This window comes from Streptomyces sp. NPDC089915 (genome assembly GCF_040684675.1).
Classification (GTDB): domain Bacteria; phylum Actinomycetota; class Actinomycetes; order Streptomycetales; family Streptomycetaceae; genus Streptomyces.
Genome location: NZ_JBFBGN010000092.1, coordinates 1 through 22,211, shown reverse-complemented (window position 1 = coordinate 22,211; position 22,211 = coordinate 1). Strand labels below are relative to the sequence as shown.

The 22,211-nt window shown below is 73.2% G+C and carries 19 protein-coding genes and 1 pseudogene; 8 read left to right on the top strand and 12 right to left on the bottom strand.

Annotation, left to right across the window (positions count from 1 at the left end; translation table 11 throughout):
* The first annotated feature begins 30 nt into the window (after positions 1-30).
* From AB0O29_RS24420 to AB0O29_RS24410, 3 genes are all read left to right on the top strand, one after another.
* Positions 31-1,239, top strand: a complete 1,209-nt coding sequence (locus AB0O29_RS24420) for an MFS transporter (RefSeq protein ID WP_365154744.1) — start codon at positions 31-33, stop codon at positions 1,237-1,239.
* Positions 1,236-2,018: a class I SAM-dependent methyltransferase gene (locus AB0O29_RS24415; RefSeq protein ID WP_365154743.1), complete on the top strand. Its 783-nt coding sequence runs from the start codon at positions 1,236-1,238 to the stop codon at positions 2,016-2,018. The genes AB0O29_RS24420 and AB0O29_RS24415 overlap by 4 nt, the downstream gene beginning before the upstream one ends.
* A 156-nt stretch (positions 2,019-2,174) precedes the next feature.
* Positions 2,175-2,552, top strand: a complete 378-nt coding sequence (locus AB0O29_RS24410; protein ID WP_365154741.1) for a hypothetical protein — start codon at positions 2,175-2,177, stop codon at positions 2,550-2,552.
* 65 nt (positions 2,553-2,617) lie between these two features.
* On the opposite strand, the gene AB0O29_RS24405 is transcribed toward AB0O29_RS24410, so the two are convergent.
* The 8 genes from AB0O29_RS24405 to AB0O29_RS24370 all read right to left on the bottom strand — a co-directional run bounded on the left by AB0O29_RS24405 (position 2,618) and on the right by AB0O29_RS24370 (position 11,213).
* On the bottom strand, positions 2,618-3,280 hold the full coding sequence (locus AB0O29_RS24405; protein ID WP_365154738.1) for a methionine ABC transporter permease: 663 nt from the start codon (positions 3,278-3,280) through the stop codon (positions 2,618-2,620).
* Complete coding sequence (locus AB0O29_RS24400; RefSeq protein ID WP_365154773.1) at positions 3,277-4,332, bottom strand: ATP-binding cassette domain-containing protein; 1,056 nt, start codon at positions 4,330-4,332, stop codon at positions 3,277-3,279. Before AB0O29_RS24400 ends, AB0O29_RS24405 begins: the two co-directional genes overlap by 4 nt.
* A gap of 35 nt (positions 4,333-4,367) precedes the next feature.
* Positions 4,368-5,252: a MetQ/NlpA family ABC transporter substrate-binding protein gene (locus tag AB0O29_RS24395; protein WP_365154735.1), complete on the bottom strand. Its 885-nt coding sequence runs from the start codon at positions 5,250-5,252 to the stop codon at positions 4,368-4,370.
* Positions 5,253-5,361: 109 nt separating this feature from the next.
* Complete coding sequence (locus AB0O29_RS24390) at positions 5,362-5,775, bottom strand: GntR family transcriptional regulator (protein ID WP_365154732.1); 414 nt, start codon at positions 5,773-5,775, stop codon at positions 5,362-5,364.
* 59 nt (positions 5,776-5,834) lie between these two features.
* Complete coding sequence (locus AB0O29_RS24385) at positions 5,835-6,815, bottom strand: ABC transporter permease subunit (protein ID WP_365154729.1); 981 nt, start codon at positions 6,813-6,815, stop codon at positions 5,835-5,837.
* Positions 6,812-7,753 carry an ABC transporter ATP-binding protein gene (locus tag AB0O29_RS24380; RefSeq protein WP_365154726.1) on the bottom strand — a complete coding sequence of 314 codons (942 nt, stop codon included), beginning with the start codon at positions 7,751-7,753 and terminating at the stop codon, positions 6,812-6,814. Before AB0O29_RS24380 ends, AB0O29_RS24385 begins: the two co-directional genes overlap by 4 nt.
* A 156-nt stretch (positions 7,754-7,909) precedes the next feature.
* Entirely contained in the window at positions 7,910-9,835 is a 1,926-nt protein-coding gene (locus tag AB0O29_RS24375) for a GAF domain-containing protein (RefSeq protein ID WP_365154723.1), read from the bottom strand.
* A 13-nt stretch (positions 9,836-9,848) separates the two neighbouring features.
* Positions 9,849-11,213: an MFS transporter gene (locus tag AB0O29_RS24370; RefSeq protein WP_365154770.1), complete on the bottom strand. Its 1,365-nt coding sequence runs from the start codon at positions 11,211-11,213 to the stop codon at positions 9,849-9,851.
* Positions 11,214-11,829: 616 nt separating this feature from the next.
* On the opposite strand from AB0O29_RS24370, the gene AB0O29_RS24365 reads away from it, so the two are divergent.
* The 4 genes and pseudogenes from AB0O29_RS24365 to AB0O29_RS24350 all read left to right on the top strand — a co-directional run bounded on the left by AB0O29_RS24365 (position 11,830) and on the right by AB0O29_RS24350 (position 15,495).
* Entirely contained in the window at positions 11,830-12,294 is a 465-nt protein-coding gene (locus AB0O29_RS24365) for a hypothetical protein (protein WP_365154720.1), read from the top strand.
* A 5-nt stretch (positions 12,295-12,299) separates the two neighbouring features.
* Complete coding sequence (locus AB0O29_RS24360; protein ID WP_365154717.1) at positions 12,300-14,576, top strand: tetratricopeptide repeat protein; 2,277 nt, start codon at positions 12,300-12,302, stop codon at positions 14,574-14,576.
* Between the two features lie 308 nt (positions 14,577-14,884).
* Positions 14,885-15,346: pseudogene (locus AB0O29_RS24355) on the top strand (TetR-like C-terminal domain-containing protein); the annotation flags it as partial.
* A gap of 17 nt (positions 15,347-15,363) precedes the next feature.
* Entirely contained in the window at positions 15,364-15,495 is a 132-nt protein-coding gene (locus tag AB0O29_RS24350) for a hypothetical protein (RefSeq protein WP_365154776.1), read from the top strand.
* Positions 15,496-15,549: 54 nt separating this feature from the next.
* Here AB0O29_RS24350 and AB0O29_RS24345 read toward each other — a convergent pair whose 3' ends face one another.
* Complete coding sequence (locus AB0O29_RS24345; RefSeq protein WP_365154715.1) at positions 15,550-16,275, bottom strand: Sua5/YciO/YrdC/YwlC family protein; 726 nt, start codon at positions 16,273-16,275, stop codon at positions 15,550-15,552.
* Positions 16,272-17,498, bottom strand: a complete 1,227-nt coding sequence (locus tag AB0O29_RS24340) for a 2-isopropylmalate synthase (RefSeq protein WP_365154712.1) — start codon at positions 17,496-17,498, stop codon at positions 16,272-16,274. Before AB0O29_RS24340 ends, AB0O29_RS24345 begins: the two co-directional genes overlap by 4 nt.
* A gap of 373 nt (positions 17,499-17,871) precedes the next feature.
* On the opposite strand from AB0O29_RS24340, the gene AB0O29_RS24335 reads away from it, so the two are divergent.
* The gene (locus AB0O29_RS24335) at positions 17,872-18,243 is read left to right on the top strand and encodes a hypothetical protein (RefSeq protein ID WP_365154709.1); all 372 of its coding nucleotides are present in this window, start codon (positions 17,872-17,874) and stop codon (positions 18,241-18,243) included.
* 135 nt (positions 18,244-18,378) lie between these two features.
* Here AB0O29_RS24335 and AB0O29_RS24330 read toward each other — a convergent pair whose 3' ends face one another.
* Together AB0O29_RS24330 and AB0O29_RS24325 are read right to left on the bottom strand one after the other, a co-directional pair.
* Positions 18,379-18,603 (bottom strand): hypothetical protein, encoded by a 225-nt coding sequence (locus tag AB0O29_RS24330; RefSeq protein WP_365154706.1) that lies wholly within the window; start codon positions 18,601-18,603, stop codon positions 18,379-18,381.
* A 426-nt stretch (positions 18,604-19,029) separates the two neighbouring features.
* The coding region (locus AB0O29_RS24325; protein WP_365154703.1) for an AAA domain-containing protein at positions 19,030-22,211 on the bottom strand (3,182 nt) is incomplete at its 5' end.

The window sequence follows — 22,211 nt, the reverse complement described above, 5'->3', positions numbered from 1 at the left end:
ACACTCCTGCTGTTTGTTATGTTCGATCGCATGGAGATGACCGCACTCAGGAAGGCGCGCGCGGCCACCACGGCCTGCTTCGCCCTCAACGGATTCGTCATGGGGATGTGGATCGTCCACATCCCCCCGGTGGAACAGCGCACCGGCGTCGGCCACGCCCTGCTCGGCTGGCTCCTGCTCCTCCTCGGGGCCGGGGCTTTCGCCGGGATGCGGATCGCCGGGCCGCTCACCGACCGCTTCGGGGCCCGCCTGGTCGTCCCCGCCGGCGCGGTGCTGTGCAGCGCCGCGGTGGTGCTGCCGGGCCTGGCCGCCGACGCCCCCTCCCTCGGCGCGGCCCTGCTGCTGCTCGGCTTCGGCAACGGCTGCCTGGACGTCGCCATGAACACCCACGCCGTCCAGGTCGAGCGCGGCTACGGGCGGCCCGTCATGTCGGCCTTCCACGCCGTGTTCTCCATCGGCGGCGTCCTCGCCGCCCTGGCCGGCGCCCTCGCCCTCGGCGCCGGCCGTCGCCCCGCCGCCACCCTGGGCGCCACCGCCGTCGGCGGCGTCCTCCTCGCGCTCCTCCTCACGCCCGCCCTCCTGCCCCGGGAGCCCGCCGCCGCCCCGCGGACCTCCGCCCCGAGCACCCGCCGCCGGACCCCGCCGCGCATCCGGATGCTCGCCGCCCTGGCCTTCCTGCTGATGCTGTGCGAGGGCGTCGCCAACGACTGGAGCGCGCTCCACCTGCGCGACTCCTTCGGAGCCGCCCCCGCCACCGCCGCCCTCGCCTACGGGGCCTTCGCCACCGCCATGACCGCCGGCCGGCTCCTCGCCGACCGGATCACCGCACGGACCGGCCCCGTCGCCGTCCTGCGCTACGGCGCCGCGCTCGCCGGGGCCGGCCTCACCCTGGCCGTCGCCGCGCCGGCCGCGCCGGTGGCCCTGGCCGGCTGGACCCTCTTCGGTGCGGGCCTCTCCGGCTGCGTCCCCCAGCTCTTCAGCGCCGCCGGCCACGCCGACCCCGACGCCGCCGGGGCCAACGTCTCGCGCGTCGCGGGCCTCGGCTACCTCGGCATGCTCGCCGGCCCCGCCGTCATCGGCCCGCTCACCCGCCTCGTACCCCTCGGCCCCGCCCTGCTGCTCCCCGTGGCCTGCTGCGCCTTCGCCGCCCTGGCCGCCCCCGCCCTGCGCCCCGGCCGGCCCGCCACGCCGGTCGCCACCGCGCCGGGCGCCCGCGGCGGACCGATAGTGGACCTGTGAGCGACGAACCGACGTGGGACCCCGACGGGGCGGGCGCCGCCTGGTCCGGGAGCGAGGGCGCGCGGGCCTTCGCCGCGGTGGAGGCGGCCACGGACTGGCTGCTCGGCTACCCCTTCGTCTTCCGGGCCCTGTCCCGCCGGATCGGCGCGGGAGCCGTCCTCGTCGACTACGGCTGCGGACCCGGCAAGGTGGCCGACCACGCGGCCCGGCAGCTGGGCGCGCGGGTGATCGGGGTGGACACCTCGCCCGAGATGCTGACCCTGGCCCGCGCCCCCGGAACCGCCGTCGCCGAGTTCCACCTCGTCGAGGACGGGCGCACGCGGGGCCTCGACGACGCCTGCGCCGACGCGGTCATGTGCAACCACGTCCTCGCCTCGCTGCCGGACGAGCCGGCGGTGCTTTCGGTGTTCACCGAGGTCCGCCGGCTGCTGCGGCCCGGGGGCCCGTTCGTCCTGCTGTCCACCGACCCCGACTGCGGGGGCGCCGAGTACGCCTCCCTGCGGATCGGTGATCCCGGCGCGGTCCACGAGCCGGGCCAGGGGCTGACCGTCCGGCTGAGGCGCACCGACGGCTCCTGGCAGGAGGTGCGCAACCACGCCTGGCCCGTCGGACGGCTCCCCGCGCTGCTGGAGCGGGCCGGGTTCCGGGACGTGGTCCAGGAACGCCCGACGGTGGCGGAGGCACAGGAGAGCGCCGACCCGGACCTGGTCCGCAGCCGCCCCTGGACCGCCGAGCGGGAGCGTCCCCCGCTCGTGGTGACCACGGCGCTGGCGGCCTGAGCACCCCGCCCCGAGAACAGCCCGAACACCCGTATGTCAGTCAAAAGTTCGACTTGAAAGTCGTTTCATCGAAAGTCGGACAATCATGTGGCCGATATGGGAGGCTGCTCCGCGCGGCGGCGCACCAACGCGCGCAGCCGTCACTGGGGAGGTCACATGCGTGGATCACTGCTGCGTAAGTCCCGTGCCGTACTGGCGGGATCGCTCATGGCGCTGGGGGCCGTCGGCCTCAGCGCAGCCCCGGCCAGCGCCTGGTCGGGCGGGAACGTCTGGGTGAACTTCGGCAGTTGGAACTGTCCGGGCGGCGGATCGGTCGTGGGCGTCTACTGGGCGGTCGACACCTACTCGAGCGGCCCGGCCGGAGGGGACTGGGGCGACAACGTCATCTACCCGCGCGTGCGGGTGGGTTCGGGCTCGTTCAACACCCTGAGCTACCAGACGATGTGCAAGAAGTGGGGCTGGTACACCTACCGCGGCGTGGTGTCCCAGCGCACCCTGACCCCGTACAAGTCGGGTCTGAGCTACACCTACTGACCGGCGTGCCGGAGGACCGGCGGCGGCGTCCCCTTTCCGAGGAGGGGGCGCCGCCGCCCCGCCGTTCAGCGCCTGAGGACCCTGCGCGAGACCAGGTTCCCCAGGAGCTGCGCCGACTGCACGAGGGCGATCAGGACCAGCACGGTGACCACCATCACCGAGGTGTCGAAGCGCAGGTACCCGTACGTCATGGCCAGGTTGCCCACCCCGCCGCCGCCGACCGTCCCCGCCACCGCGGAGAAGTCGATGAGCGCGACGAGCATGAACGTCAGCCCGAGCACCAGCGGCCCGAGCGCCTCGGGGACGAGCACCGTGAGCAGGATGCGCAGCGGGCCGGTGCCCATGGAGCGGGCCGCCTCGATGACGCCCGGCTCGACGGAGAGCAGGTTGGACTCCACGATCCGGGCGATGCCGAAGGTGGCCACGATCGTCATCGGGAAGACGGCGGCGTCGGTGCCGATCATCGTGCCGACCACCGCCCGGGTGACGGGGGCGAGGGCCACGATCGCGATGATGAACGGGATCGGCCGGATGACGTTGATGAACGCCCCCAGCACCGCGTGCACGGCCCGGTTGGGCAGGACGCCGCCCTTGCGGGTGGCGTAGAGGGCGAGCCCGACGGCCAGGCCGCCGACGGTGGAGAGCGCCAGCGTGATCAGCACCATGTACACGGTCTCGCCGGTCGCCTCGACGACCTTGGGCCAGAACGTGCCCCAGTCGGCCTTCACCGCACACCCGCCTTCGCGCCGGCGGCGACGGAGGTACCGGCGGCGGCACCGGCGGCGACGGAGGCACCGGACGCGCCGGCCGCCCCGGCGAGACCGGCGGCGACGGCCTCGACCGCCGCCTCCTCGCCCCGCAGTTCGAGGGTCACGCTGCCCAGCGGGCGCCCGCGCACCTCGCCGACCCCGCCGTGGACGAAGGCGAAGTCGACGTCGTGGCCGCGCAGCAGCGGCGCCAGGGCGTCCATGGCCGGAGCGCCGTCGACCACCGGTACGGTGACCAGCCGCCCGGGATGGCGCTCGCGCAGCCGCTCCAGCAGCGGGCCCTCGGGGGCGCTGTGCAGGGCGGAGCGGACGAAGGCGGCGGTGGTGGGGTGCTGCGGGCGCGCGAACACCTCGTAGACCTCGCCGCTCTCCACCACCCGGCCGTCCTCCATGACGGCCACCCGGTCGCACAGCCCGCGGACCACCTCCATCTCGTGGGTGATCAGCAGGATCGTGACCCCCAGCTCCCGGTTGACCCGGCGGAGCAGTGCCAGCACCTCGCCGGTGGTCTGCGGGTCGAGGGCGGAGGTGGCCTCGTCGCACAGCAGCACCTTGGGGCGGGTGGCCAGCGCGCGGGCGATGCCGACGCGCTGGCGCTGTCCGCCCGAGAGCTGCTCCGGGTAGCGCCCGCCGTGCCCGGACAGGCCGACGAACGCGAGGGTCTCCTCGGCGCGCGCCCGGGCGGCGGCGCGGTCCAGCCCGGCCAGGCGCAGCGGGTAGAGGACGTTTCCGAGGACGGTGCGCGAGCGGAAGAGGTTGAACTGCTGGAAGACCATGCCGATCTCCCGGCGTACGGGGCGCAGCCCGCGTTCGCCGAGGGCGGCGAGGTCCCGGCCGTCGACCAGGATGCTGCCCGAGGTGGGCACCTCCAGGCCGTTGACCAGGCGCAGCAGGGTGGACTTGCCCGCGCCGCTGTGGCCGACGACGCCGAAGACGGTGCCCGCCCCGACCGTCAGGCTCACCCCGTCGACGGCGACGGACCCGCCGGGGAACTCCTTGCGGACGTCGCGCAGTTCGACGACCGGGTGCGCGGGGGCGGCGGGGGCGGTCACCGGGCCGCCAGCTGCTTGGTGATGCGGCCGAGCTCGTCGCGCAGCTCGGAGGCGGGCAGCTCGATGTGGTGGGCGGTGCCGTTGCTGGTGCGGCGGACCTCGTCCTGGACGGCCTGGGAGGCGTACAGCTTCACGATCTTCTGGAAGTCCGCGTCGTCCTTGCGGTCGGCGCGGGCGGCGATGACGTTGAGGTACGGCAGGGCCTGGGGGCTCGCCGGATCGTCCTTGTACAGCGCGGTCTTGGCGTCGATCCCGGCGAGCTGGGCGACCCCGTCGTTGATGACGGCGGCGTCCGCGTCCTGCAGGGTGCGCGGGGTCTGCTGGGCGTTGACCGGGGTGATCTTGACGTGCTTGGGGTTGGCGGTGATGTCGTCGGGGGTGGCGAAGAGCCCGGCGTCCTTCTTGAGCTCGATCAGCTTCGCCTGCTCCAGGACGTGCAGGGCGCGGCCCTGGTTGGAGGGGTCGTTGGGCAGGGTGACCGAGGCGCCGTCGGGGAGGTCGGCGAGCTGCTTGTGCTTGCTCGAGTAGAGGCCGAGCGGGACCACGGTGGTGGCGGCGACGGGGGTGATGTCGGTCTTGTTCGCGGTGTTCGACTGGGCGAGGAAGACCAGGTGCTGGAAGGCGTTCAGGTCGATGTCGCCGGCGCCGAGGGCCTTGTTGGGCAGCGAGTAGTCGTCGAAGACGACCGTCTCGACGTTCAGCCCCTCCTTCTTCGCCTCCTTGGCGAGGACGTCCCACTCGGGGGAGTCGCCGGAGACGCCCACGCGGATGCGCTTGCCGTCCGAGCCCCCGAGTCCGCAGCCGGAGAGGAGCAGCGCGAGGGCGGTGGCGGTGGTGGTGAAGGCGAGCGCGGTACGGCGGCGCGGTGTTGCAGCAGACATCGTGGATCCAGTGGTAGAGGAACGCGTAGAGCGAGGTACCTCTGAACAGTAGGTGTGGATCCGCATATTGACTTGATATGAAAGATCGTATTCACGATCCTGCAATGAATCAAAGGCCTGGGGTCGGGTAATTCTCGCGGAGCACGGTGTCGAACAGCGTGCTGACGTCACGGGCGGTCAGCCCCTGCTCGCGGGCCTCGCGCACCCACTCCCCGAGCCGTGCCCGCAGCGGGGACTCCGGCGCGGTCTGCGGGGTGGCGAGCGAGCGGGTGATGAACGTGCCCGAGCCCTGGCGCACCTCCACCAGGCCGGCGCGCTCCAGCTCCCGGTACGCCTTGAGGGTGGTGTTGGGGTTGACCTTCGTCGTGGCGGCGACCTGCGCCGCCGTGGGCAGCTTGTCCCCCTCGGCCAGCGCCCCCATGCGCAGCGCCTGCTCCACCTGCTGGACGATCTGGAGGTAGGCGGGCAGGCCGCTGCGGCGTTCGATGCGAAACACGACCACGGTGCCCGCCTCCTTGATCATCTCGTGGGATCCCGGACCAGCCTAGGGGCGACCGGGAGGTGCTCAGAGCCCGGTGCGGCTCACAGGGAGCCGCGCCGGGTCCACCACAGGACCGAGCCCATGAGGACGGCGCTCAGTCCGACGAGCACCCCTGCGGCGATCCACTGCATGCCCGCCATCTGGTCGGGGCCGAGGTACTCCCAGACCCGGTTGACGATGCCGAGGTCCGCCCGGCACGTGTCCGGCGAGGCGTCGTGCACGCAGGTGCTCCACCCGTAGAGCCGTCCGGAGGCGGTGCCGACCCACTGGTCCACCTGCACGGCTTCGTACCACGTCGCCGGCGGGGGGACGGTTTCGAGCGGGGTGACGAGCCGGCGCGGGGTGGCGAGTCCGACCTTGAGGATGTCGCCCGCGAAGAGGGCGACGCCCGACACCAGGAAGGTGAGGGCCATGGCCGGTACGACCCGGCGGACCAGCGTGCCGATCGCGATGCCCAGCGAGGTCGTGAACAGGGAGGTCGCCACCAGGACCGGGCCGCTGGAGTCGAACAGCGCGCCGTTCAGCCAGTCCGGGGAGGCCAGCGGACCGGCGGAGTCCCACCACCAGCCGTACAGCAGGCCGAGGACCGCGGACGTCAGCGCGGCCAGCGCCAGCGCGGAGCACAGCTTCCACCGCAGCCAGCGGCCCCGGGGCACGGACTGCGTCGTCACCAGCCGCGCGGTGCCCTGCTCCCGCTCGGCGGCGATCAGCGGCGCGCCGAGGAACACTCCGAACAGCAGGGGCAGGAAGCCGATCTGGGCGCCGAAGGAGTTGAGGTCGTCGGCCACCCGGCTGCGGACCGCCGGGTCGATCGTGTCGCGGGGCAGGGTCGGCCAGTGCGCGGAGCGCAGGATGTCCAGCGCGGCCTCCCGGCGGTAGACGGTCCAGGCCGAGCCGAGGACGGTCGCGGCGGCGCACAGGATCAGCACGGTGCGGTGCTGGCGCACCACGAGCCAGGCGAGTCCGCGCAGCCGGCGGGGGCGGACGGGGGTGGCGGCCGTGGCGGGGGAGAGCGTCGTCATGCCGAGGCCTCCTTCCGGTGGGGAACGGCGGTGGGGGAGAGCAGGGCGGGCGCTCCGGGGGAGCGGAGGTAGGCGAGCAGGACTTCCTCCGTGCTCGGCTCCGCCGGCTGCCACGCCGGGTCCAGCGGGCCCTCGCGCCGCACGAGGGCGGAGAAGTGGCGGCCGGAGGTGCGTACTTCGATGACGGTGTGGTTGTCCAGGGCGGCGGGCAGGCCGTCGTCCGTGGTGACCCCGCTGACCAGGGTGTGCATCGGGACCAGTTCGTCGGTCTCGCCGGCCATGCGCATACGGCCGCCGTCGAGGACGAGGACGTAGTCGCACATCTGCTCGACCTCGCCGAGCAGGTGGGAGGACATCAGCACGGTCGTGCCGTGCTCGGCGGCCTCTGACAGCAGCAGCGCGCCCAGCTCCTCCCGTGCGACGGGGTCGAGGTCGGCCATCGGCTCGTCCAGCAGGAGCAGTTCGGGCCGCTTCCCGAAGGCGAGCGCGAACGCCACCCGGGTCCGCTGGCCGCCCGACAGGTCACCCGCGCGAGCGCGTGGCGCGATCCCTCCCGCGAGGACGATCCGCTCGGCCGCCTCCTGGTCCCAGCCGGGGTTCAGCTCCCGTCCCATCCGCAGGTGGTCCGCCACGGTGAACCGCCTGAACAGCGGCTTGTCCTGCCCGAGGTAGGCCCACCGGGCCATGGCGGCGGGATCGGTGACCGGGGCGCCGAACACCCGCACCTCACCCTCCGAGGGCTCCAGCAGTCCGGCCGCCAGGGCCAGCAGGGTGCTCTTCCCGGCTCCGTTGGGCCCCACCAGAGCGGCGATCCGGCCTGCGGGCAGCCTGAAGGAACAGTCCGTCAGGGCCCGGCCACGCCGGTACCTCCTGCCCAGCCCGCGGGCCTCCAGGGCCCAGCGGGTGCCTGCCGCGGCGGATGCGGTCGTATCGCGCACGGCTCCCCCTCTCCATGAATCCACTAGGGAACTAATGGAATCATGGAGTCATGATCCGCCTCTGTCAATCAGCGGCGGTAACGGGCCCGGGCGGAAGGACGCTCAGGAGGAGGCGGGCCCTCAGGAGGAGGCGGGCCCTGAGGAGGAAGCGGGCCCTCAGGAGGAAGCGGGACCCGGGTCCCGCGGGGCCGGCTCCGCGTCCCGCGGGGCGGACACCTGGTGCAGCCGCAGCGCGAGCTGGAGCTCCAGCGCCCGGTCGGGCGACTGCCAGTCGGGGCCGAGGAGACGGCCGATCCGTTCCAGGCGCTGCACCACGGTGTTCACGTGCACGTGCAGCACCTCCTTCGCCCGGGCCTGGCTCATCCCCGACGCGAAGTAGACCCGCAGGGTGTGCAGCAGATCGCTGCCGCGCCGCGCGTCGTAGTCCAGTACGGGCCCCAGCGCCGCCCGCACGTACCCGGACAGGTCGGGCCGGTCGCCCAGGAGCACCCCGAGGAACCCGAGTTCGGCGAGGGTGCCGCCGTCACCGGCCCGGCCCAGCGCGCACAGCGTCGTCACACAGCGCAGCGCCTCCTCATGCGCGGCCGGCAGCCCCGCCGGACCGTCCCCGGCACCCGCCGCGCCGACCGTCACACCGGCCCCCACCGCCCGGCCCAGCGCCGCCGCCAGCGCGGCGGCGTCCGCGCCCGGGGCCCGCGAGGGGACCAGCAGCACGGCGTGGTCGTGGTGCACCCCCGCCAGTCCCCGGCGCTCCCGGGCGTGGTGCGCGGCGGCCGTGAGCAGCCGGGGGCGCGGGGCGGCGTCGCTGTGCAGCACGAACAGGGCGTGCGGAAGGGCCAGATCGACCCCCAGCCGGCGGGCGCGCTCGGCCAGCCCCGCCGGATCCCCGGACGGGCCCAGCAGATCGCCCAGCAGCTCCCCGCGGATCCGGTCCTCGGTCTGCGCGACCGACCGCCGCAGGAGCAGCAGCAGGGCCGTGACCATGGCGGCCCGCTCGAACAGCCGCCGCCCCGCCTCGTCCAGGGCGGGCCGCCCGGTCAGCGTGACGCTGCCCAGCAGTTCGGGCCCGGCCAGCACCGCGCACACCCAGGTGCCGCCCTCGGCCACCGCCCGCCCGCTGGCCCGCGAGGCGGTCACCGCCCGGGCGGGCGGCGCCACCGGACGCGACCGCGCCCGGGCCAGCTCCGTCCCGTCGGCGTCGTGCACCAGGGTGCCCCCGTCGAGCAGCGCGCCGATGGCCGCCGCCACCTCGCCCAGGTCACCGCCGCGCAGGACCAGCCCCGTCAGCCGGTCGTGCGCCTCCTCCGCCCGGCGCAGCGCGTCGCTCGTCTCCTGGACGGTCCGCGAGGCCACGCCCAGTTCGGCCAGCGCCCGCCGGGTCTCCTCCAGCAGCCGGGCCCCGTCGATGGCGATGGCCGCGTGGTCGGCGAGCGAGGACAGCAGCGCCACCTCGCGCGGGCTGAACCCGCGCGGGCTGCGGTCGGCGGCGAACAGCACCCCGATCACCCGCGCGCCCAGCCGCAGCGGCACCCCGAGGATGGCGTGCAGGTCCTCCTCGCCGACCGCGCCGTCGATGGCGGCGGTGTGCCGGAAGCGCGGATCGCGCTGGTAGTCGCCGGTGGCGTACGGGCGGGCCGTCTGCGCGACCAGCCCGCCCAGCCCCTCACCCATCCCGAGCCGCAGCTGCTGGAACGCCGCCGAGACCGAACCGTCGGTGACCCGCATGAACGTGTCCCCGGCGGCCTCGTCGTTCAGCGACAGGTACGTGACGTCGGTGTGCAGCAGCTGCTTGGCCCGGTGGGTGATGGCCCGCAGCACCGAGTCCAGGTCCCGCAGCGCCGCGAGGTCGCCCGCCGTGTCGAACAGCGCGGTCAGCTCGGCCTCGCGGGTGCGGTGCTGGGCCAGCGTCCGGTGGATCTCCAGGGCCACCCCGGTGGCCTCCTCCAGGGCGGCCAGTTCGGCGGGCCGGGCCCCCGCCGCGCGCGCGGCGGCCGCCGGCCGGGAGAACTCCTCGGCCGGCGCGCCCCGGGCCAGCAGCCCGAGCAGCTCCCGCAGTCCCGCGTCGTTCACGCCGCCGAGCATACGGGCCGCCCGCTCAACGCCCGCTGGGGGAGCCCGCCGCCACCGGAGCGGCCTCCCGCGCACCGGTGAGGCTGCGGCCCCGGGTCTCCCGGGCGACGGCCGCGGCCAGCGTGGTGACCAGCGCCGCCGCGCACAGGTACACGGAGACCGGCACCGACGAGCCGTACTCCTTGAGCAGTTCGACGGCGACGATCGGCGCGAGCGCCCCGCCGAGCAGGGAGGCGAGCTGGGAGCCCATCGAGGCGCCGGAGTAGCGCACCCGGGTGTCGAACATCTCCGAGATGAACGCCGCCTGCGGCCCGTACATCGCCCCGTGCAGCAGCAGCCCGACGGTGACGGCTACGGCGATCACGGCGAAGGAGCGGGAGTCGAGCAGCGCGAAGAACGCGAACGCCCACACGGCCATCCCGGCCGACCCCACCAGCGTCACCGCCCGCCGCCCGATCCGGTCCGACAGCGCCCCCCACAGCGGAATGGTCACGAAGTGCACGGCCGAGCCGATCAGCACGGCGTTGAGCGCGTCCGACTTGGGCAGGTGCAGGTGCACGGTGACGTACACGAGCAGGAAGGCGGTCAGCACGTAGTACGAGACGTTCTCCCCGAGCCGCACTCCGATGGCGGTCAGGACATCGCGCCCGTGCGACCGGAACACCTCGACCACCGGCGGCCGCTGCCGCAGCCCCGCCGCCTCCTCGGCCTCGGCCCGGGCCCGCGCCTCCAGGAACGCCGGCGACTCGGACACCGAGACCCGTATCCACAGCCCGACCACGACCAGCACCCCGGACAGCAGGAACGGCACCCGCCACCCCCAGGCGAGGAACGCCTCGTCCGACTGCACGGCCGCCAGCAGCGCCAGCACCCCGGTGGCCAGCAGGTTCCCGCCGGGCGCCCCGGCCTGCGGCCACGAGGCCCAGAACCCCCGGCTCCGGTCGTCCCCGTGCTCGGCGACCAGCAGCACGGCCCCGCCCCACTCCCCGCCCAGCGCGAACCCCTGCACCAGCCGCAGCAGGGTCAGCAGCACGGGCGCGGCGGCGCCGACGCTCGCGTGGGTGGGCAGCAGCCCGATGGCGAAGGTGGCCCCGCCCATCATCAGCAGACTCACCACCAACAGCCGCTTCCGCCCGATCCGGTCCCCGAAGTGCCCGAACACCACCCCGCCGAGCGGCCGCGCGGCGAACCCGACGGCGTAGGTGAGGAACGCCAGCAGGGTCCCGACGAGGGGGTCGCTGGCGGGGAAGAAGAGCGTGTTGAAGACGAGGGCGGCGGCGGACCCGTAGAGGAAGAAGTCGTACCACTCGATGGTGGTCCCGACGAGACTGGCGGCGACGATCCTGCGTATGCCGGACGGGCTCGTTCTGCTCGTTGCGGGGGAGACCATGTGCACCACTTCCAGGGTGTCTGCGGGGACGTCGGGTGTCGCCACAACGTAGAAGTCCCCAGGTCAACGGAATATGTGGTGAACCGTCACAATCCCAGCCCATCTTGTGTGCGTCGGCACCACACCACCGTTGATGGCCAATTTCCATCCTCCGAATTCACCCCTCCGTATCGCGCCGGATTTGCAGAATTCCGCCCGCTTTGGCGGGGCGGCGCTGACTCGGTGCTGACTAGGCAGCGTTGAACCCCGAGGCTTGGCGCGAATCGGGGCTGCAACATTGCCGCTTGCGGGCGCGAGCGATAGGTCATGTCGGCATGTGCGTCCCACGAGGGGTGTTTGGCGGCAGGACATCGCCAGCAGTGCGTTGGGTGGCGAGCCGCGACTCTTGTGGGACGTGCTTCTCGAGCCTGCGCCCAGGGACCGTCGGTATACCGAGGTTCAGGTCGGGGGACTGCGGGGAGGTACGAGGCAGAGACTGAAGCGTTGGCTGTCGGCAGAGCGGGAAATGGGGACCATGGAGGGCGGTGGCGTGTCTCTGGGCCGGTCCGCCTTCCGCCTCGGCCCCCTGCGTCACTGATGGTTGGTGTCCAGTGGCACAAGGCGAGGATGGTGGGGGATGGATCCGGTGTCGGTAGGGTTGCTGGCGGCCCTGGCCGGAGGTGCCGGCGGTGAGCTCGGCCGTCAGGCATGGGTGGGGCTGAGTGCCCTGGTGCGCCGCCCGTTTTCCCGGGAGGCGAGTGAGCAGGCCCCGGCGGTCAGCTCGGGGGAGGCGGAACTGGCACGCCTCATCGACGACCCGGCTGACCAGGGTCGTGCGCAGGCGCTGAGTACGGCGCTGGCCGTGCGGGCCGCTATGGACACGGACTTCCGTACCGACCTTGCGGCCTGGCATGCGGATGCCGCGCTGGTGCATGGCAGGGATGCTGCGGTGACGAATTCCGTCACAGGCGGAACACAGAACGGACCCGTCGTTCAAGGCCGGGACTACTCCGGCTTGACCTTCACCACCACGCCGCCGCCTTCACCTGCCTCACCGCCCACGCACGCTGCCGAAGACTGCGGGACCGACCCGGCACGGTGACCCGCGTGAGCGGGATCTGGGAGAACGCAGAGACCAATAACACGATCAACGGCGGGCTCTTCTTCCACGCGGTGGTCCAAGGCCGGGACATCACCATGGAGCTACCGTCGGCGGTCACTCCCGCCCTGTCAGGGCTGCCGGCACCGGCGTCCGCCTTCACCGGCCGTGACCAGCATGTCGAGCGGCTGCTGGCGGACCTGGCCCCCACTGCTGCCGGCGACAGTCCGCAGCCGAGGACAGTGCTCCTGAGTGCGGTGTCGGGGCTGGCTGGCATCGGCAAGACGGAACTCGCCGTCCAGACCGCGGCCCAGGCACTCGAACGGCCAGGCTGGTTTCCCGGCGGCGTGCTGTTCACCGACCTCGCCGGCTACGACCCCGAACGCCGCCTCACCCCGGAACGCGCCCTGGAAGGACTACTACGCGCTCTGGCCATACCCAGCGCACACATCCCCAACGGCCTGCAGGACCGGCAACGGCTCTACCGCAGCGTCCTGGCCGCCTACGCCCGTGAGGGCCGACGCATCCTCGTGATCATCGACAACGCTTCCAGCAGCGGCCAGGTCGACCCGCTCCTGCCCACCGACGGCACCACGGTCGCCCTGGTCACCTCCCGCCACACCCTCGACGGCCTCGACGCACGCCTCCACGACCTCCACGCCCTAGACGAAAACGAGTCCACCGCGGTGCTCGACCAGGCTCTGCGCCAGGCTCGCGGGGACCACGACACCCGCATCACCGATGACCGTGCATCAGCCACCCGGATCGCCAGGCTGTGCGCGGGCCTGCCCCTCGCCCTGCGCATCGCCGCCGCAACCTTGGCCGCCGCGCCCAACCGGCCCGCCGCATCCGTGGCCGCCGCTCTGCAGGTCGAACACACCCGGCTGGACAAACTTGCCCGCCCGAACCGCGCAGTCCGCGCAGCCTTCGACTTGTCCTACCAGCTACTGCCCCTCGATCAGGCGCAGCTGTTTCGCCTGCTCTCGCTCAACCCCGGCCCCGACCTGTCCACCGAGGCCACCGCCCACCTCGCCGACATCGGTCTCGACGTGGCCGAGGTGCTCATGCAGCACCTGGCCGAAGCCCACCTGATCGAACCCGCCCCGGTCTGGGGCCGCTGGCGGATGCACGACCTCGTCCGCCTTTACGCCGACTCACTCGGTAATGTCCACGCTGCTCGCGACCAGCGCGACAGCGCCCGTACGCGCCTCTTCAACCACTATGGGGACACTGCCGAAGCCGCTGGCATCCACCTGGAAAACTTCCCTGGCCCCGGGGTTTCTCGCTTTCCGGACCGCATTGCGGCCCTGGAATGGCTGGACGCCGAACACACCAACCTGGTTGCCACCGCGACCGTCGCGCCAGCCCTCGGCCACCCAGTCATCAGCACCTCCCTCGCCGGGAGTCTCTCCGCGTACCTCGACTTCCGCCGCTACTTCGATGATTGGATCACCGTTACCAGCAGTGCCCTGACCGTTTTCCGGGAAGCGGGAGACCGTCTCGGGGAAGGTCAGGCGCTGAACAACCTCGGCGTCGCGCTGCGGAAGGTGGGGCGGTTCGGGGAGGCCATCGCAACCCACACCCGGCAGTTGGCCATCTGCCGTGAGCTTGGCGACCTTGAACGCGAAGGCTATGCGCTGAACAACCTCGGCTGCGTGCTGCGTGAGGTGGGGCGGTTCGAGGAGTCCATCGACGTCCACGCCCAGGCCGCGATCATCTTCAGGGAGGCCGGCGACGCTTACCGCGAAGGCCAGACACTCCTCAACCTCGGCATCGCGCTGCGGAAGGTGGGGCGGTTCGAGCAGGCCATCGCGACCCATATCCAGGAGCTTGCCATTTGTCGTGGGCTCGGCGACCTCCACCGCGAAGGCCAGGCGCTGAACAACCTCGGCCTCGCGCTGCGTGGCATGCGGCGGTTTGAGGAGTCCATCGACGCCCATACACAGGCCGCCGTGAGCTTCCGGAAGTCCGGAGACCGATGGGGCGAGGGCCAGGCGCTGGGCAACCTCGGCAGCAGGCTGCAGGAGGTCGGGCGGCTCGAGGAGGCCATCGATGCCCACACACAGGCGGCCACCATCGTCCGGGAACGCGGAGACCACCGCGTGGAAGGCCAGGCTCTGTACAACCTCGGCCTGGCGTTGCAGCAGGTGCGGCGGTTCGAGGAGGCCATCCATGCCCACATGCAGGCCGCGGCCAGGTTCCGGAAGGCCGAAGACCGTGATAGCGAACGCCTGGCGCTGACCTACTGGGCAATTGCACATAACGAACGCTGGCTGGGCGGCTAAGCCGAGGCTCGGTGAGCGCCGGCGTGTCGAGGCCCGGAGACACACATGTGCACAGCAAGCCGTACGCGAGAAGTCTGCCGCCTTTCGGCCACCGTCAGGCACTCCTCAAGCCGGCTTGCCGTGTGACCACCTACAAGCGAGTCCGCGCCGATCGTCCAGGATCCTGTTCCAGGCTGTGGACACCTTGGCGAACATCTGCTTCCGAGCGAAGAGAACAGCCGGAGTGCGTACATGGTGCTGCTTTCCGTTGAGGTCGATCGTGGTCCAGTTCGACTCGTCGTGAAACGGATTCGGGAACGGCTTGTAAGATGCCGTGGGGGGAGCAAGAGCACCCTTGTTGGTGCCTGCGTTTCCGTCTAGGACCTTCTTGCGGGCACGTCTCCAAGGCACCTTATGTTCACAAGTTTTGCGATTACCGCCCCCTTGTAACCTCACGTGAAACGACCTGGGTGCAGGCACCGCCGCCAGAGACGTTCGTCCACCGGCGCTGGAGGACTCGCGAGAACCTCGTCTTGGAGGCGCTGGCCACCCACTCCGGCCACGCCTTGCCGACGCCCGACGGTGAGGACGTGCGCGCGGACCTGATCGAGCTGTTCACGGTGCTCGCCCGGTACCTGGGGACGCTGGCGGGTGCCGCGCTGCTACACCTGGGCACGGTGCGGGGCGAGGAGGGCCTGGAGGAGGGCCGGCGCTCTTACTGGAGCACCCGCCTCGGACGGGCGGAGGCCCTGGTCCGGCGGGGTGTCGAACGGGGCGAACTGCCGGCCGGCACCGACCCCGCCTGCTGGTGGAAGCCGTCATCAGGCGGGGGTCGGCGCGGGTGCTGCTCACCGGCGAACCGCTGGAGGAGACGCCGGTCCCGCGCCTGGTCGACCTGGTCCTGGACGGAGCGAGGAGCCGCCCCCGCCCCGTGGGGTGACGAGGGGGCGGCACGGTGTCCCGTCGGGGCCGGTCGGCGGGGCTCTGGCGGCCCTCAGGCCGTGTGGGCCTGGTCGGGCTGAGGGTCGCGCTGGCCCTGGGTGATCTGGAATTCGACACGCCGGTAGCGGGCGCGCAGCTGGCGCAGGTAGTGGTCGGGGGTGGCGTCGTGGCGGTTCTGGGCGCCGTGTCGGTGGAGTTCCAGGCTGCCGTCGGTGTGCAGGCGCACCGTGGTCGTGGCTGCCCGTGGCGTCGTGTCCGCCGGGTTCGTGGCCGCGGGTTCCAGTACGTGTACGCGGTCGGGAAACATGGCCAGTGCTTCGGCGGTGGTGGCGGCGGGTGGCCGTCCCGTGCGGTTGGCGCTGCTGACGTAGAGGACGGGGTGTGCGTCGAGGAGGGGGCGCAGCGGCTCCCAGCGTGTGCCGAACAGCAGCATCCAGCCGTCCTTGACCGCTGGAGCGGTCCAGGCGGGTGCCCCGGCGGGGTCGCGGACCGGGACGAGGACGGTGAGGTGTTCCTCGGCCAGCAGCCACCGCGCCATCGCCGCGGTGGCGGGGTCCAGGTCCCAGACGTGGCCGAGGGCGTGCAGGGTGTCGGGGTGGTGGGCCCACAGGGCGACCGGCTGGCGGGCGGGGCGGCCCTTGGCCTCGTTCACGGTCCCGGCCCGAGTGGCGGTGACGACGTGGGTGAGCGGCGCCGGGTTGGGCAGGACCACGGCCGCCCCGGTGAGCAGGGCCCGGCCGGCCTCGGACAAGGGCACGGGAGCCCGACGGGTGTTCACGGGGCGCTCCCGGTGGTGTGGGTGAGGCCGTCGAGGTAGTCGGCGAAGGCGGCGTCGTCGACGACGGCCCGATTGGTGCGGAAGGCGCGGGACTTGGCCCAGGCCAGGGCCGCACGGGTCTGCCCGGGGTCGAGGCGGTGCCCGAGGCGGGCGGCGACGGCGGTGACGACGCGGGCGCTGGCCAGTTGTGTGAGCAGGACCCGGGGTTGGACGCCCAGTACCGCCGCCGGGTCGTACGGCTGGAACAGCTCGGGGTGGACGAACGGGGTGCCGGTGGAGATCGTCCCGACGCCGGTGCCGACGATCGGGGTGGTCACGCTCAGCGGTACGCCGGTCTCCTCGGCCACCATGCGTGCGATCCCGGGCAGCCGGGTCAGGTCGGGGCCGGTCCACCAGGCGTCGGAGTCCGGGCCCAGCAGCTCCGGGGCATGGCGGGCGAGGAGGAACAGCAGCTGTTCGGTGGCGGCCATGCCGGCCCGCTCGGCGATGCCCAGCCACGAGCCGGACACCACCCGCACCCCGGCCGCCAGCGCCGCGAGCGTGTTGGCCAGTCCGAGCCCGAGGTCGTTGTGCAGGTGGGAGCCGAGCACCACCTCCTCACCGCACCCGGCCCGGACCGCCTCGAACATGTCCCGGCACGCCGCGGGCAACTGGGCGCCGACGGTGTCCGCCAGTACGACCAGCCCCGCCCCCGCGGCCGTCAGCGCCTCCGCGCAGTGGGCCATGAGCGAGGCGTCGGCCCGGGACGCGTCCGCGAGGCAGACGTCCACCGCGACCGACTCGTCCAGGTCGCGGGCGGCCTTGACCAGCTCGACCCCGGCCTGGAGGGCCTCCGCTGCCGGGCGGTGGACCATCACCCGGGCCATAGCCTCGGAGGCCGGGACCACCACCATCACCCGGGCGTGCCGGCTGCCGCGCACCGAAGCGACGGCCTGCTCCATGTCCTTGCGGGCCCCCCGGCACACCGCGGCCACGCTGACCGCCCCCTCGGCCTCGACGGCGACCCGGCGTACGGCCTCGAACTCCTCGGCGCACACCGCGGGGAAGCCGGCGGCGAACACCACGTGGCGCGGTCCGTCCGCACCGAAGATCCGGCCCGTCTCCCGCGCGAGCCGCACCCGGAACTGCGGGCTCATGAGCGTCTTGGCCTGCGCGCCGTCGCGCGCGGACTCCTCCCAGAGCACCACCCGTCCGGCCCGGGCCGACTGCCGTACCACGTCCACCGGGTCTCCTGACGCCGTCGTGCCTGCGGTCCGTGTCGAGCGGATGCCTCGACCACTGCGAAGAAACGATCTCCCGCCGTTCTCGCCAGCAGCGATGTCGACTGGGTGGATCACTCGATCGGGTGAATGCCTCTTGTTGGAGCGCCGCTGCTGGGGTACGTCGGACGTCCATTGATCCGGCGTCCCCGCCATGAGGGCGTGGGGGGCGCACTCCGGCGCCCTCCTGTCACTCCGCCGCAGTTGCACACCACTTTCAACTCTTCGTGGCGTTTGCATCCATTTCTCTGCCTCCAGCCCGGTCTATGCCGGAAGCATGGTCCCCGGGAAGGGGCGAGCCCTTCCCGGCAACCCAAGGGTTGGAAGGGGTATTCGTATGCGTGGTAAGCAGGCGATCGGTGCGGGCGTTCTGGCGCTGGCCCTGGTGTCCGGTGCCGGTTGGGCCGCTCAGGCCACGACCGGTGAGAGCACTTCCGGTCAGGTGAAGACCGCGGCCCGGGCCGCGGCGGTGGACGGCTACCAGATCGTGGCCCTTCCCAACGCGAACGTCGGCAACTTCCAGCGCCGGACCGTCTACTGCCCGGCGGGCAAGAGGGTCCTCGGAGGCGGGGGCGAGGCCCAGGGCAACGGTGCGGTCCTGGTCGGCAGCTTCCCCACCGGTGACGGCACCGGCTGGATCGTGCTCGGCCGGCAGGACGGCTACAACTCGGTCGGGATCAGCGCGTACGCCATCTGCGCGAACGCCTGACCTCGCGGTACGCGGTGGGGCCGCGGCGCTTCGGCGCCGCGGCCCCGTTCCCGTTCGGGACGGTCGATCGGTCGCTGCCGCTGACGCCTGCCCATCACGGCGACGGGCCCCGGCATCCGGCGGTCCCGGAACGGATCAGTCGGCGCGGCCCGCGACGTGGCCGCGGCGCAGCGGGGTGCGGGCGACGGCCATCACGCGTACGCGCGCCCACCGCCCGCGGCGGGAGCGGCGCGGCGGCGGGCCGTAGGGCGACTGCCAGGCCGGCCGGTCGGCGGCGCGGCGGCCGTCGGCGTTCCGGGGCCGTCCGGCCGGGCGGGGGTGGTGGTGGAAGGCGGGTACGACGACCCGGGGCATGGACACAGAGAGGCACCGTTTCCAGTGAGAGGACCGCAGCGGAAAGGGGCACGCCGCTCGGGTGCGGCGCGCGACGGATCAGCGCTCGGGGAGTCTCACTTGGTGTACAACGGCTCGTCCTTGCCGGAGGGACTGCGGGCGGGAACACCCTAGGGACGCCGAGGAGGGTGGTGCCACCGGTTTTCGGTGCGCCCCGCCGGGCCGCGGCCCCCGTCGCAGAGCCGACCGCCGACCGCCGGGTCCGATCCCGGGACCCGGGCCCGGGTGTCGATCTCGACGGGTCAGGATCCCGTCACGTTGTGTGTGTGGGGGGCGAGGACGGTGACACCGCGAAGACGCCCGGGCACCTGTCCTGGCGGGACTGTGCGAGGCCCTGTAACCGCCCCGGGGCGTAACGGGCGCACGGCCCCCTGCTCCGCGTTTCGTCGGCGGTTACTCGGTGCCGGGTGGCCAGGTGACGTGGTCGCGTTGGTGGTGGAACTCCGTCAGCTCGGAGGCGAGGACGTCGAAGTGACGGAGTGGGGCCCACAGGCTGCGCTCGCCGATGACGTAGAGGCGGCGTTTGGCGCGGCTCGCGGCGACGTTGAGCAGGTGCGGGGTGCGGGCCGCCCAGTCGCGGGCGCCGGGACGGCCCCCGCCGAGTACGAGGACGACGACGTCGGCTTCCTTGCCCTGGGCCCGGTGGACGGTGGCGCAGCGCTCCTGGATCAGCTCGGACGTCCAGCCGTCACGGCCCCGGCAGATCTTCTGGCATTCGGCGACGAGGGCCCGGAAGGGGGCGATCACGCGCACGCGCTCGACGCCGACGTCTTGCCGGTGCAAGTGGTCGAGGACGAACTCGAAGGCCCGGCGGTCGCGTTCGCCGCATGCGGCGTCGGACGGTCGCGTCGGGTCGTCGGTGTTGAGCCAGCGGCTGGGTAGCAGGCCCTCCCGTTCCGCATCGGGGAACGCCTCGTGCCGGGTGCCGTGGACCATGAGGCCGCCGTACGCGACCTCGTTGCTGACCGTGAACATCGGCTCTTCGCAGCGGCGGTGTACGCGCAGCGGCGAGCCCACCCAGACGTGCTCGTCGTCGGTGCCCGGGGAGGGCAGGTAGGTGCCGTAGCGGTTGGTCCGGTCGGCGACGGCCTGGGCGGAGGTGGCCGAGGGCAGCCAGTGCTCGTCGACGCCGTGGGCGCGCAGCAGCCGGCGCTGGAGGGCCGTGGGCATGGTGACGACGGGTTCGAGCTGGAGCGGATCGCCGACCAGCACGGCACGGCGGGCCCGCCACAACGCGCCGACGGCGGCCTGTGGGGTGGCCTGCCCGGCCTCGTCGACGAGGACCCAGCCGATCGATTCCCGGCCGAGGCGGGCGAACATGCTGCCGATGGAGGAGAACGTGGTGGAGACGACGGGCACGAGGAGGAAGAGGGTGTGCCAGGCGCGCTCGACCTCCTCGTCGGGGACGGGCCCGCTGGTACCGGCCATCAGCTCCATGAGGACCTGGAGGTTGCCGCGGACCTTCTTCGCCGCCCCGGCGGCGAAGGCGCGGTGCAGGTCGAGGGCGCGCAGGAACAGGTCGCTGCGCGCGGTGGACCACGTCTCGTCGGACCAGGGCGAGCCGAGTTCCTGGTCGGCTTCGGCGAGGTGCGACCAGCCGAGCGGCAGGGACGGCAGCGTCCGGGCCGCCTCCCGCAGGTGGCGGTGGCTGCCGTCGAGTTCGGCCACGGCGGCCCGCAGGTCGCGGCGGGCCCCGTCCGCGACCTGCCGGGAGTGCCGGAGGGCGGTGGCTGCCGAGGCCTCCCGCGCGCTCGCGGCCCGTTCGTGGTCGAGGGCCGCGGTGAGGCCGGCGGCGGCCTCGTCGGCGATGGTGCCGGACCGGGTGTGCCGGTCGGCGGCCAGGGATTCGGCGCGTACGGCCGAGGCGACCTGCTCCAGGGAGTCCTCCAGCGCGGTGCGCTGCTGGACGAGCAGGTGCGCGATCTCCGCCTGGGTGTGCTCCTGTTGCCGTTCGGCGGCCTGCCGGGCGGCGGTGCTCTGCAGCAGGCGGCGCAGCCCGCCGCGCAGGCCGCGCTCGACGGCCGGGGGCGCGTCGTGACGCTCGGACAGCGCCGCCACGTACGCGCGGTGGTGCGCGGCCAGTTCAAGGGCGGCCGACAGGTCCGCGCGGGCGGTGGCCAGCTCCTGGCGGGCCCGCGGTACCTGTTCGGAGGCCGTCCCGTATGCGGCCTCGGCCGCCACCGTGGCCGTCCGGGCGGTGGCCGAGGCGGCGGCGGCCCGGTCCAGGACCGCCGTGGCGGTGGCGACCTGCCGGTCGGCCCGGGAGACGGCGGCTTCCAGGTCCGCGATCCGCTGCCCGGCCGACGGGGACTCGACGGCTGCCAGGGCTCCGGCCAGCCGGGTGCGTCCGGCGCGCAGCCGCTCCACCTCGGCCCGGGCGGTACGGAACGCGGCGACGGCGTCGGTCCACGACGGGACGGGCTGGGCGGGCCCCGCCGCCGTGGTCGCAGCCTGGTCCGCCGGGGTGACGGGACGCCGGCCCGGGGGCGGGGGCTTCGGCGGAAGCCAGTCGCGCAGGATCTCCTGCATGCCGCGCAGCGGCGGCAGTCCCGCGGCGGAGCGGGCCCGGGCCTCCTTCTCGGGCAGCCGGCCCCACCAGAACCGGTTTGCGAACTCCTTGCGGTTGGTCTTGTTGCCGAGCACCGCTGCGACCAGGCCCCAGGCCGGCCCGCCGAGGAGCGCGGAGGCGAGGTCGGAGAAGTGGTCGGGGCCGCCGTGCCAGTGCTCGCCGAGCGCGCCCATGCCGGGCAGTTCGGCGGTGATGTTCTCCACGGCGCCGTTGTTGGAGGAGGTGACCACGATCTCGAACCCGGTCAGCCGCGGGTCGAGCCGCGACACGGTGCGGGGGTAGGTGCCCTGGCGGTCCCTGCCCTGCCAGGCCGGACCGGTGAACGCCTTCTCGGGCCGGTCGAACGTGGCCAGCACCGCCGCCCGCTCGACGACCAGTGCGGCGACCAGGTCGCGCAGCATCGTGGTCTTGCCCGTGCCCGGCGGGCCGTTCACGGAGAACATCCCGCCCTCGGTTCCCGCCCGGTCGGCGAGCATGCGGTCGACCGCGAACTGCTGGCTCAGGGCGAGCGGGAACCGTGCCGGTGCGGGCCAGCGGCCGGCCGGAACAAGGTCCGGAGCCACTCCTTCCAGGACGACCCCGCGCTCCCGGCGCACATCCGTGCGCGCCCCCACGGCGACGGCGTCGAGCTCGGTCAGGTACGCCTCCAGCGCAGGGCCGAACCCCTTCCCGACGGCCGCGGACACCCGGGCCAGATCAGGGGGAAGCAGACTGTTCAAGAACGGCGCGGCGGCGGCGGCCTTCGCCTGCGGGTCGCGCGGCCGTTGGACCAGCCTGCTGCGCACCCGGACCACCTGCGGGCGCAGGTGGTCCCGTACCCCGCACAGGTCGGCGATCTGCGCGGTCAGGGCGACCAGATCGGCGAAGCCGAGTGCACGGGGACCGGCGCCGGCCCCGTGATCCGCCTCGGCCGACATGTCGGGACCGTCGGCCGAGGACCCCTCGGGGGCGCCCGGGGTGCCGTCCGCCCGCCCGGACTCCGCCGGCTCCTCGGCGGCACGCCGGG